This window comes from Streptomyces sp. NPDC001194, from assembly GCF_042896985.1.
GTDB lineage: Bacteria > Actinomycetota > Actinomycetes > Streptomycetales > Streptomycetaceae > Streptomyces.
In genome coordinates, this window is sequence record NZ_JBIAXU010000008.1 from 1 (window position 1) to 12,017 (window position 12,017).

The 12,017-nt window shown below is 70.8% G+C and carries 11 protein-coding genes; 10 read left to right on the forward strand and 1 reads right to left on the reverse strand.

The annotated features are described in order from the left end of the window. The first annotated feature begins 214 nt into the window (after positions 1-214). From ACFY1T_RS18795 to ACFY1T_RS18840, 10 genes are all read left to right on the forward strand, one after another. Complete coding sequence (locus ACFY1T_RS18795; RefSeq protein WP_030857341.1) at positions 215-952, forward strand: enhanced serine sensitivity protein SseB; 738 nt, start codon at positions 215-217, stop codon at positions 950-952. A gap of 56 nt (positions 953-1,008) precedes the next feature. Next, a complete protein-coding gene (locus ACFY1T_RS18800) occupies positions 1,009-1,749 on the forward strand; it encodes an enhanced serine sensitivity protein SseB C-terminal domain-containing protein (RefSeq protein ID WP_390789142.1) in 741 nt (246 codons plus the stop codon). A gap of 492 nt (positions 1,750-2,241) precedes the next feature. Continuing rightward, entirely contained in the window at positions 2,242-3,234 is a 993-nt protein-coding gene (locus ACFY1T_RS18805; protein ID WP_030857345.1) for an ABC transporter permease, read from the forward strand. A gap of 41 nt (positions 3,235-3,275) precedes the next feature. After that, a complete protein-coding gene (locus ACFY1T_RS18810; protein ID WP_390789143.1) occupies positions 3,276-5,042 on the forward strand; it encodes an ABC transporter substrate-binding protein in 1,767 nt (588 codons plus the stop codon). Between the two features lie 141 nt (positions 5,043-5,183). After that, positions 5,184-6,185 carry an ABC transporter permease gene (locus ACFY1T_RS18815; protein WP_390789144.1) on the forward strand — a complete coding sequence of 334 codons (1,002 nt, stop codon included), beginning with the start codon at positions 5,184-5,186 and terminating at the stop codon, positions 6,183-6,185. Positions 6,186-6,220: 35 nt separating this feature from the next. Further along, complete coding sequence (locus ACFY1T_RS18820) at positions 6,221-7,285, forward strand: ABC transporter ATP-binding protein (RefSeq protein WP_390789276.1); 1,065 nt, start codon at positions 6,221-6,223, stop codon at positions 7,283-7,285. A gap of 5 nt (positions 7,286-7,290) precedes the next feature. After that, complete coding sequence (locus ACFY1T_RS18825; RefSeq protein ID WP_390789145.1) at positions 7,291-8,370, forward strand: ABC transporter ATP-binding protein; 1,080 nt, start codon at positions 7,291-7,293, stop codon at positions 8,368-8,370. Positions 8,371-8,482: 112 nt separating this feature from the next. Continuing rightward, on the forward strand, positions 8,483-9,139 hold the full coding sequence (locus ACFY1T_RS18830) for a trimeric intracellular cation channel family protein (protein ID WP_030857355.1): 657 nt from the start codon (positions 8,483-8,485) through the stop codon (positions 9,137-9,139). A gap of 58 nt (positions 9,140-9,197) precedes the next feature. Beyond that, positions 9,198-10,049: a thioesterase family protein gene (locus tag ACFY1T_RS18835; protein ID WP_390789146.1), complete on the forward strand. Its 852-nt coding sequence runs from the start codon at positions 9,198-9,200 to the stop codon at positions 10,047-10,049. A 104-nt stretch (positions 10,050-10,153) separates the two neighbouring features. Continuing rightward, positions 10,154-11,317, forward strand: a complete 1,164-nt coding sequence (locus tag ACFY1T_RS18840; RefSeq protein ID WP_390789147.1) for a cysteine desulfurase family protein — start codon at positions 10,154-10,156, stop codon at positions 11,315-11,317. Here the strand turns inward: ACFY1T_RS18840 and ACFY1T_RS18845 are convergent. After that, entirely contained in the window at positions 11,310-12,008 is a 699-nt protein-coding gene (locus ACFY1T_RS18845; RefSeq protein WP_390789148.1) for an N-acetylmuramoyl-L-alanine amidase, read from the reverse strand. The genes ACFY1T_RS18840 and ACFY1T_RS18845 overlap by 8 nt on opposite strands. Between the last annotated feature and the right edge of the window lie 9 nt (positions 12,009-12,017).

The following is a 12,017-nucleotide window of genomic DNA, read 5'->3' on the forward strand; positions in this document are numbered from 1 at the left end:
ATCCCGAGTACGTCCAGTACAAGGGCTTCCGCCCGGCACACCGAGAGCACGCACCGGACGCCGCGGGACCGCCCTCCGGGCGGACGGCTCTACTTCGCGGACACCCCCTAGGGGCCGTGGAGCGCCGACGGCGGCCGGGGCCCCCGGCCGCCGTGTCCGTACGAGCCGTTAACCTCGGGCCGACAGCGTGGGGCGGAACACAGCGGAGGCGTACATGCAGGGCGGCGGCTGGCCGGACAACGAGCTGGAGCAGGTGCTCGGTGCGGCCCTCGGGCAGGCGGACGCCGGGGCCCGCATCGTCGAGGTGCTCGGGCGCAGCCGGCTCTGGGTGCCGCTGCCCGCCGGTGGCGGCCCGGACGCGGCCGGGGGCCTCACCCTGCCCACCATGGAGATCAACGGGGCGCCGTACGTGCCCGTGTACAGCTCCGAGGCCCAGTTCCGCGCCTGCGTCGGCCCGGCCATGGACTTCGCCGTGGCCCCCGCCGTCGAGTTCGCCCGCGGCCTGCCCCCGCAGCTCGGCATCGCCGTGAACCCCGAGGGCGCCGTCGGCGTGCCGCTGCCCCCGCCCGCCGTCGCCGAGCTCTGCCGCACCGGCCGCACCCCCCTCGACGGTCCCGCCACCGGCGGCCGCGTCCGGCTCTACGAGCCCGACTGGCAGGAGGACCCGGTGGACTTCCTGACCGCCGCCGCCGAGGAGTTCCGCGCCACCGGCGCGGTCGCCGCCGCCCACCGCTGCCTGGCCAGCGTCGAGGGAGGGGCGCCGGAGCTCTACATCGGTGTCCGGATGCTGGGATGGGAGCCCGGGATGCGCAACGCCCCGATGGACGCCCTCGGCCGCGCCCTGGGCCGCGTGGCGCCGCCCTGGCCCGTGCAGTTGATCCTCCTCGACGCCGCGCAGGACCCGGTGGTCGACTTCATCGCCGAGCGCGTACGCCCCTTCTACACGGCTTAGCGCCGCTTAAGCTGGGTGCCGATACGGGTGGACGGGCGGACGAAGAGGGGTACCGGGTGAGTGCGTCAGGCACGGCCGCGGCCGGGCAGGTCGAGCACATGATGCGCCAGGTGACGCCCGGGCGCTTCGAGAGCTACGAGTCGCTTCTGCACGCCCTCGCCGAGGGCCGCCTGTGGATGCTGCTCTGGCAGGGGCAGCCGGGCTCCCCGGACGCCCAGTACGGCGGCATGGAGGTCGAGGGCCTCGGGTACGCGCCCTGCGTGACCTCCCCGCAGGAGCTGGCCGCCAGCGGCTGGAACCGGGGCTACGAGGTGGTCACCGGCCGGGACGTCGCCCGCGCCCTCTACCCGGACCGCTGGGGCCTGTGGCTCAACCCGCACGCCCAGGGCGGCGGCCTCGGCATCCCCTGGGCCGACCTGCGCCGCATCGCCACCGGCCTCGACCGGATGCCGGCCGGCCCGCTGCGGCTCTCCGAGCCCGCCCTGGAGCTCCCGCAGTTCTACGGGCTGCTGACCCAGCACGCGCACCGCACCCCCGCCGTGCGCTCGCTGCGCCGCGCCTGGGTGCAGCCCTCGCTGGGCTCGCCGTACCTCGCGGTCGGGCTCGACCTGTACGACGCCTCCGCGCCCGCGCTGGAATCCGTACGCGAGATGATGCGCCAGTCGGTCGGCGCGGTGCCCGAGGGCGTGCCGGTGTGCACGGTGGCGCTCGCGGACGAACACGACCCCGTCGCGATGTGGCTGCGCGCCCAGACGCGGCCCTTCTACGACCGCGAGGGCCAGGCAGCCGGCTACTGACCGGGCCGCCGGTCCACGGACCGGGACGGCCGTATCGAGCCAACCGAGGCCGCGGGGAACACCGTTCCCCGCGGCCTTCGGCTTGTCCGGATTTCGCCAACCTTGTGGGTCCAAAAGGCATGGTCCTACCGCGAGTTGGGCGCCATGTCCGATTGCGTACCGAACGGACGGTGTTGATCCGCTCAGGCGAGAGCGAAGTCCGGATAACGGGAACCCGGCCCTCACATCACGGTTGCGCATCCATTCATCTGCGGGTCTGGCGGCTGATCGCAGCGCCGATGAAGACTCCCCACCCAAGAGCCGGTCAGTCCTCCAAGGCCCGGTTCGGCAAATGATTTTTCGCTTGTCGCTTTGCACGGCACTTCCCGCAGTTCCTGCACCTCACACGCGTCCTGCGTGTCACCACGCACTCCGAGCGCCACTCCGCACCAACGCCGCCACAGCGGCGGGCATGGGCCGGCAACCCGTCGGCCGAGAGGGGTCCCCACCACGATGACGGCACCACTGCATGACACGAGCGCGGAATCACCCGCACCCGTGTCCGTAGCCGACGTCCCAGCCAAGGCCATCGAAGGCCGCTCGCCCGGCCGCATCGCCTGGATGCGGCTCAAGCGCGACAAGGTCGCGCTGACCGGCGGCGTGGTCGTGATCTTCCTGATCCTGGTGGCGGTCTTCGCGCCGCAGATCGTGAGCCTGCTGGGCCACCCGCCCAACGAGTTCCACGAGGACCTGATCGACCCGGACCTCGGTACGCCGCTCGGCTCCTTCGGCGGCATGAGCTCCGACTTCCTGCTCGGCGTCGAACCCACCAACGGTCGCGACGTGTTCAGCCGGATCGTCTACGGCGCCCGCATCTCGCTGGTCGTCGCGTTCCTGTCGGCCTTCGTGTCGGTCACGATAGGCAGCCTGCTCGGCGCGCTCGCCGGGTTCATCGGCGGCTGGGTCGACGGCGTCATCAGCCGCCTCATGGACCTGCTGCTCGCCTTCCCGCAGCTGCTGTTCACCATCGCCCTGGTCTCCGTCGTCCCCAACTCCCTGTGGGGGTTCTCGGGTTCGGGCGTCCGGATGGGCGTACTGATCGTCGTGATCGGCTTCTTCGGCTGGCCCTACATCGGCCGCATCGTGCGCGGCCAGACGATCTCCCTGCGGGAGCGCGAGTACGTCGAGGCCGCGCGCAGCCTCGGCGCCGGGCGCGGCTACATCCTGATCAAGGAGCTGCTGCCCAACCTGGTCGCGCCGATCCTCGTCTACTCGACGCTGCTCATCCCGACCAACATCCTGACGGAGGCGGCCCTCAGCTTCCTCGGCGCCGGCGTCAAACCGCCCACCGCCTCCTGGGGAAAGATGCTGTCCGACGCCATCCCCATCTACCAGGACGACCCCGCGTACATGGTGGTCCCCGGTATCACGATCTTCATCACCGTCCTGGCGTTCAACCTCTTCGGGGACGGGCTGCGCGACGCACTCGACCCCAAGGGCAGCTGAACCGCTTCACCGATTCACCCACCAATGGAGGTTGGACCAACGTGATCCGCAGAAAGCAGGCATTCGCGATCACCGCCGTGATCGCTGCCCTGTCCCTGACCGCCGCGTGCGGTGGCAGTGGCGACAAGAAGACCGAGGGCAAGGCCGGTGGCGGCGGTGCCGCCTTCAACGCCGCCACCACCGGCATGGTGAACCCCTCGGACGCCAAGGGCGGTGAGCTCAAGCTCTGGTCGCCGCAGGACGTCGACTACCTCGACCCGGCGCGTGCCTACTACGGCTTCGTGTGGGACATCCAGCGCCTCTACGTGCGTCAGCTGCTCGCGTACGACAGCAAGCCGGGCAAGGACGGCAGCAAGATCGTCCCGGACCTCGCCGAGGCCCTGCCGGTCCTGAGCAACGAGGGCAAGACGTACACCCTCAAGATCAAGGACGGCGTCAAGTTCGAGGACGGCACGCCGATCACCTCGAAGGACTTCAAGTACGGCATCGAGCGCGTCTTCGCGCAGGACGTGCTGTCCGGCGGTCCCACGTACCTGATCGACCTCCTGGACCAGGGCCAGAAGTACCCCGGCCCGTACAAGGACACCGACCCCAACAAGATGGGTCTGAAGTCCGTCGAGACGCCGGACGACAAGACGATCGTCTTCAACCTCGCGAGCGCCAACTCCGACTTCAGCTACCTGCTGGCCATGCCGTCCTCCTCGCCGGTCCCGGCGGCCAAGGACACGGGTGCCACGTACACCAACAAGCCGGTCTCCACCGGCCCGTACAAGGTCGAGAGCTTCACCGCGAGCAAGGGCGCGACCTTCGTCCGCAACGAGAACTGGGACCCGAAGACCGACACGATCCGCAAGGGTCTGCCGGACAAGGTCTCCTTCACGGTGACCACCAACCCGGACGACATGGACGCGCGTCTGCTGTCGGGCGACATCGACCTCGCCATCGACGGCACGGGCATGCAGCAGGCCGGCAAGAACAAGGTCCTGAAGGACGAGAACCTCAAGAAGAACGCGGACAACCCGTTCACGGGCTACATCCGCTACTTCGCCTTCCCGACCACGGTCGCGCCGTTCGACAACATCGAGTGCCGCAAGGCCGTCATCTACGCGGCCGACCCGAAGTCCCTGCAGACCGCCCGCGGCGGCCCGACCAGCGGTGACCTCGGCGCGAACATGCTGCCGCCCGGCATCCCCGGCTCCGACAAGAGCTTCGACCCGTGGAACCTGACCAAGGGCGAGCCGCAGGAGGCCAAGGCCAAGGAGGCCCTCAAGGCCTGTGGCAAGCCGGACGGGTTCGAGACCACCATCGCGGTGCGCAACAACCGCGCCCCCGAGGTGAAGACCGCCGAGTCCCTCCAGGCGTCGCTCGCCAAGGTCGGCATCAAGGTCACCATCGACCAGTACGACGGCAAGCTCTCCTCCTCCGTGATCGGTTCGCCCGAGAACGTGAAGAAGAAGGGCTACGGCATCATCGTGATGGGCTGGGGCGCCGACTACAACTCCGGTTCGGGCTTCCTCCAGCCGCTCGTCGACGGCAAGTTCATCCAGCCGAACGGCAACAACAACTACACCGAGATCAACGACCCGGAGATCAACGAGCTCTTCAAGACGGCTGCCGCCGCCGCGACTCCGGAAGCCGCTGCTCCGTTCTACACGGACATCAACAAGAAGGTCATGGAGAAGGCCCTCTACCTTCCCATCAACTTCGACAAGGCCTTCGTCTACCACAACCCGCGTCTGACGAACGTCTACTTCAACGACTCCATGGGCAAGATCGACCTGGCCACCGTCGGTATCGCCGCCAAGTAGTCGAGTCGTCGAGTCGTCACGTAACAACAGGCAAGTGCCTTCACCGCACATGCGCTAGTCCGAAGGGCAGGTGAAGGCCGCAGGCGGCGGCTGTCGTCCCCACGAGGGACGGCAGCCGCCCGCCCCGGGCGGCCGACTGCAGTGCTCGTCTACCTCATACGGCGGCTTTTCAACGTCGTCGCCACGCTGCTGGTGGTCTCCGTGGTCACCTTCGGCATCTTCTTCGCGGTCCCCAAGATCACAGGCAGCGATCCGGCCCTCATGTACGCCGGCCGCGAGACCAACGAGACCGCCCTGGCGGGCATCCGCGTGAAGATGGGCTTCGACAAGCCCATCTCCGAGCAGTACCTGACCTTCGTCAAGGGCATCTTCGCCGGCCGCGACTACGACGGCGGCACCGATGTCACCCACTGCGCCGCCCCCTGCTTCGGCTACTCCTTCAAGACCGAGGCCCCCGTCTGGGAGACCATGGTCGACCGCATGCCGGTCACCCTCTCGCTCGCCCTCGGCGCGGCGGTCATCTGGGTGATCGCCGGTGTGGCCACCGGTGTGGTCTCGGCGCTCAAGCGCCGGACCGCCATCGACCGCACCGTGATGGTCGGCGCCCTCGCCGGCGTCTCACTGCCGATCTTCTTCACCGGCATGGTGGCCCCCGCGATCTTCGTCTACAGCCTCGGCTGGCTGGACGTGTCCAACTACAAACCACTCACCGAGGATCCGGTGGCGTGGCTCAACTCCATGATCCTGCCCTGGGTGACCCTGGCCTTCCTCTTCGCCGCCACCTACGCCCGCATCACCCGCGCCACGATGCTGGACGTGCTCGGCGAGGACTACATCCGCACCGCCCGCGCCAAGGGACTCAAGGAGGGCGTGGTCATCCGCAAGCACGCCCTGCGTTCCACCCTCACCCCGATCGTCACGATGTTCGGCCTGGACCTCGGCGGACTCCTCGGCGGCGCGGTGCTCACCGAGACGACCTTCAACTTCCAGGGTCTGGGGACGGCGGCCGTGGCCGCCATCGGCCAGGGCGACCTGCCCGTGATCATGGGCGTCACCCTGCTCGCCGCGCTCTTCGTGGTGATGGCCAACCTGATCGTGGACCTGCTGTACGCCGTCATCGACCCGCGCGTGAGGCTGACGTGACCGAGAACCCCACCACCGGCAGCGGGCCCGCGTTCGTGCCCGAGCAGGCCGGGCCGCCGTCCGAGGGCGCCGCCTTCCTCTCCGTGCGCGACCTCAAGGTGCACTTCCCGACCGACGACGGTCTGGTCAAGTCCGTCGACGGGCTCTCCTTCGACCTGGAGCGCGGCAAGACGCTCGGGATCGTCGGCGAGTCCGGCTCCGGCAAGTCCGTGACCTCGCTGGCCATCATGGGCCTGCACCGCACCGGGAACGCCCGCAGCCGCCCGCACATCTCCGGCGAGGTCATGCTCGACGGCGAGGACCTCGTACGGGCCGACGCCGACCACGTGCGCAAGCTGCGCGGCCGCAAGATGGCGATGGTCTTCCAGGATCCGCTGTCCGCGATGCACCCGTACTACTCGGTCGGCAAGCAGATCGTCGAGGCGTACCGGACCCACCACGACGTCGACAAGAAGACCGCCCGCACCCGGGCGGTCGAGATGCTCGACCGGGTCGGCATCCCGGAGCCCCATCGGCGCGTGGACGCGTACCCGCACGAGTTCTCCGGCGGTATGCGCCAGCGCGCGATGATCGCGATGGCGCTGGTCAACAACCCCGAACTGCTCATCGCGGACGAGCCGACCACCGCCCTCGACGTCACCGTCCAGGCGCAGATCCTCGACCTGATCCGTGACCTCCAGAAGGAGTTCGGCTCCGCGGTCATCATGATCACGCACGACCTGGGCGTGGTCGCCGAGATGGCCGACGACATCCTCGTGATGTACGGCGGCCGGTGCATCGAGCGCGGCACCGCGGAGAAGGTCTTCTACGAACCCCGCCACCCCTACACCTGGGGCCTGCTCGGCTCCATGCCGCGCATCGACCGCGAGCAGACCGACCGCCTGATCCCGGTCAAGGGCTCGCCCCCCAGCCTCATCAACATCCCGAGCGGCTGCGCCTTCAACCCGCGCTGCCCCTACGCCGACGTCCCCAAGGGCGGCATCACCCGCACCGTGCGGCCCGAGCTCACCGAGGACGGTGGCCGGCACTGGTCCGCCTGCCACATGTCGCAGGAGGAGCGGACCCGGATCTGGACCGAAGAGATTGCGCCGAAGCTGTGACCGACATGAAGAAGACGGACGCGCCGCAGGCCGCCGAGGCGCAGCCGCTGCTGAAGGTGACCGGCCTGGTCAAGCACTTCCCCATCAACAAGGGGCTGCTGCGCAGGGAGGTCGGGGCCGTCAAGGCCGTCGACGGCATCGACTTCGACGTCCGGCGCGGTGAGACGCTGGGCGTGGTCGGCGAGTCCGGCTGCGGCAAGTCGACGATGGGCCGGCTGATCACGCGCCTGCTGGAGCCCACCGGCGGCACGGTCGAGTTCGAGGGGCGCGACATCACGCACCTCGGGGTCTCCGCGATGCGGCCGATGCGCCGCGACGTGCAGATGATCTTCCAGGATCCGTACGGCTCGCTGAACCCGCGGCACACGGTCGGCACGATCGTCAGCGCCCCGTTCAAGCTCCAGGGCGTCGAGCCCGAGGGCGGGCTGAAGGCGGAGGTGCAGCGCCTGCTGTCCCTGGTGGGCCTCAACCCGGAGCACTACAACCGGTACCCGCACGAGTTCTCGGGCGGCCAGCGCCAGCGCATCGGCATCGCCCGAGCCCTGGCCCTGAAGCCGAAGCTGGTCGTCGCCGACGAGCCGGTCTCGGCGCTGGACGTGTCGATCCAGGCGCAGGTGGTGAACCTGTTGGACGACCTCCAGGAGGAGCTCGGGCTCACGTACGTGATCATCGCGCACGACCTGTCGGTCATCCGGCACGTGTCGGACCGCATCGCGGTGATGTACCTCGGCAAGATCGTGGAGCTGACCGACCGCAAGTCGCTCTACGAGAGCCCGATGCACCCGTACACCAAGGCGCTGCTGTCGGCCGTGCCGGTGCCGGACCCGCGCCGGCGCGGTGCCAAGAGCGGGCGCATCCTGCTCAAGGGCGACGTCCCGTCGCCGATCTCGCCGCCCTCCGGCTGCCGGTTCCACACGCGGTGCTGGAAGGCCACGCAGATCTGCACGACGCAGGAGCCGCCGATGCTGACGCCGGCCGCCGGCCACCAGGTGGCCTGCCACCACCCGGAGAACGCCCCCGACCAGGCACCGGGCGACCCGGCCCTGCCGGGCGCGGCGGAAGCCCTGGCCACGGTCTCGGAGTAACCCCTCCCGCACGCCGCCGTCCCGGGACTGAGAGGAGCCCCGGGGCGGCGGCGTACGGGTGCCCGGACCGTGCCCGTCGAGCCGCCGGCCGGGCGCGCTGCACAATGGGGCGGTGCTCCACGATCTCTTCCCGCCCGGGATCCAGCATGCCCTGGACCTCGCCGGCATCTTCGTCTTCGCCACCGCGGGCGCGCTGCTCGCCGTACGCAAGAACTTCGACGTCTTCGGCATCTGCGTGCTCGCGCTGGTCACCGCCCTCGGCGGCGGCCTCTTCCGCGACCTCGTCATCGGCGCCGTCCCGCCCGCCGCCTTCGGCGAGCTCAGCTTCTTCGTGACCCCGCTGGTCGCGGCGGTCATCGTGTACTTCCTCCACCCCGAGGTCCAGCGGATCAACCGCGCGATCAACGTGTTCGACGCCGCCGGCCTCGGCCTGTTCTGCGTCACGGGCACGACCAAGGCCTACGAGTACGGCCTCGGACTGACCGCCTCCGCCGCGCTCGGCGTGGCCACGGCCGTCGGAGGGGGCGTGCTGCGCGACGTCCTGGCCAACGAGGTCCCGTCGCTGCTGCGCGACCGCGAGATGTACGCCGTCCCCGCCCTCGTCGGCGCCACGATGGTGGCCCTGTCGATCGCCTTCGACGGCCTCAACGGCGTGACCACCGGCGCGGCGATCATCACCACCTTCGTGCTCCGGCTCCTCGCCATGCGCTACCACTGGCGCGCCCCGCTGGCCTGGAACCGCCGCTCCTCGGTGGCCGAAGAGCCGTAACCACCATGTAGCAAAGGAAAGCTACCGCTTAGTAGCCTCCCGTTGTAGGCTCAAAACCATGGCATACGCAGCGGCCCAGGCCTCCATCGGCGACAGCGAATTCGACCGGGACACCACCGTCACCGCGCGCGCGGACGAGTCCGGCGTGTACGACGCGGAGCTCTCCGCCGGGTGGACGATCATCACCGCCGTGAACGGCGGCTACCTGCTGGCCCTGGTCGGCCGGGCCCTGTCGGCGGCCCTGCCGCACCCGGACCCCTTCACCGTCTCCGCCCACTACCTGACCTCGTCGGTGCCCGGCCCCGCCGTGATCCGCACCGAGGTCGTCCGGATCGGGCGCACCCTCTCCACCGGCCAGGCCTCCCTCTTCCAGTTCGACGAGAGCGGCGCCGAGATCGAGCGGATCCGGGTCGTCGCCTCGTACGGCGACCTCGCCTCCCTCCCGGACGACGTCCGCACCACCGCGGTCCCGCCGCGGTTCCCGGCGTACGAGGACTGCCTCGGCCCGGAGGCCGGCCCGGCCCCGATCCCCGGGAGCAACGCGATCGTCGACCGGCTCCGGCTGCGGCTGGACCCGGAGACGGCGGGCTGGGCGGTCGGCGCGCCCTCCGGGAAGGGCGAGATGCGGGCCTGGTTCGAGCTCGCCGACGGCCGCGACGCCGACCCGCTGTCGATGCTGCTCGCGGTGGACGCGCTGCCGCCGACCTGCTTCGACCTGGGTCTGATGGGCTGGAGCCCGACCATCGAGCTCACCGCGCACGTCCGCCGCCGCCCGGCGCCGGGCCCGCTGCGGATCTCCATCACCACGCGGAACCTGGCCGGCGGTTTCCTGGAGGAGGACGCCGAGGTCTGGGACTCCGCGGACCACCTGGTCGCCCAGTCCCGCCAACTGGCCCGCGCCCCGCGCTGAGCCGGGATCCCGGCCGCCGCGAGTCCCCGGTCCGCGCCGCTCCGGACCCCCCGTCGCACCGGGGGGTCCGGGCTCCGTGAGGGGACTCGTAGAATCAGGGGATCATGGCCTACCTCGACCACGCCGCCACCACCCCGATGCTCCCGGAGGCCGCTGCGGCGATGACCGCGCAGTTCGCCGCCACGGGCAACGCCTCCTCCCTCCACGCCGCCGGCCGCCGTGCCCGCCGTACGGTCGAGGAGGCCCGTGAGGCCCTCGCCGAGGCACTCGGCGCCCGCCCGAGCGAGGTGGTGTTCACCGCGGGCGGCACGGAGGCCGACAACCTCGCCGTCAAGGGCCTCTACTGGGCCCGCCGCGACGCCGACCCCGCCCGGACCCGGGTCCTCGCCGGCCCCGTCGAGCACCACGCCGTCCTCGACGCCGTGCACTGGCTCGGCGAGCACGAAGGCGCCCGCGTCGAGTACCTGCCCGTCGACCGCTACGGCCGCGTGCACCCCGAGGACCTGCGCGAGGCCATCGCGCGCAACCCCGACGACGTGGCCCTGGCCACCGTCATGTGGGCCAACAACGAGATCGGCACCGTCATGCCGGTCCGCGAACTGGCCGCGGTCGCCCGCGAGTTCGGCGTCCCCCTGCACTCCGACGCCGTCCAGGCCGTCGGTCAGCTCGACGTCCGCTTCGGGGACAGCGGCCTCGCCTCGATGGCCGTCAGCGGCCACAAGATCGGCGGCCCGTACGGCATCGGCGCGCTGCTGCTCGGCCGCGACCAGACCCCCGTACCCGTCCTGCACGGGGGCGGCCAGGAGCGGCACGTGCGCTCCGGGACCCTGGACGTGCCCGCCATCGCCGCCTTCGCGGTGGCCGCCGTGATCGCCGCCGAACGGCGCGAGCGGTTCGCCGCCGAGATCGGCGCGCTGCGCGACGAACTGGTCGCCGCCGTGCTCCGCGCGGTACCCGACGCCGTACTCGGCGGGGACCCCGGCGACCGGCTCCCGGCCAACGCGCACTTCAGCTTCCCCGGCTGCGAGGGCGACTCGCTGCTGCTCCTGCTGGACGCCCAGGGCATCGAGTGCTCCACCGGCTCCGCCTGCACCGCCGGCGTGGCCCAGCCCAGTCACGTCCTGCTGGCCACCGGGACCGACCCGCAGCTGGCCCGCGGCACCCTGCGCTTCTCCCTCGGCCACACCTCCACCGAGGCGGACGTCGCGGCCGTGGCCGCAGCCATCGGCCCGGCCGTCGAGCGGGCCCGTACGGCGGGCCTCAGCTAGCGGGCGCGGCGGGTGCGGGAGCCGCCCCGCCCGCCGCGAGCTCCGAGTGGACCAGGCCCAGGTACCGGTCCCAGTCCCAGTGGGGGCCCGGGTCCGTGTGGTCGGTGCCCCGGACCTCGGAGTGGGCCAGTATGTGTGAACGGTCCACGGGTATGCCGTACCTGCGGCAGACGTCGGCGGCGAGGCGGGCGGAGGCCGCGTACATCGCCTCGGTGAAGTCCTGCGGACGGTCCACGAAGCCCTCGTGCTCGATGCCCACGCTGCGCTCGTTCATCGTGCGGTTGCCCGAGTGGAAGGCGACGTCCATCTCGCGCACCATCTGCTCCACGCGGCCGTCCTGGCCGACTATGTAATGCGCCGACGCCTGGTGGAACGGGCTCTTGAAGGCGTCCACCGAGGACGCGAAGCCGCCCTGCGTGACATGCACGACAATCCGGTCCACCCGGTACTCCTCGGGCCGGTCCGCCATCCGCCAGTTCGCCGGCGAGGCCGAAGTCCAGCCCGCGCCCGCGTAATCCACCTCGCCCTCCTTGCGCGGCTTGCCCACGCCCGGCAGCAGCCACCAGGCGCGCCGCAGCTCGTCCTGCCCGGCGACCGCCGCCACCGCGAAGACCCCGAGACCCCCGAACAGCACCGCCCGGCGGGTCCTGCGCGGCCCCGCCTTCGGCGCGGCATCCACCTTGCTCCCCATGTGATCCAC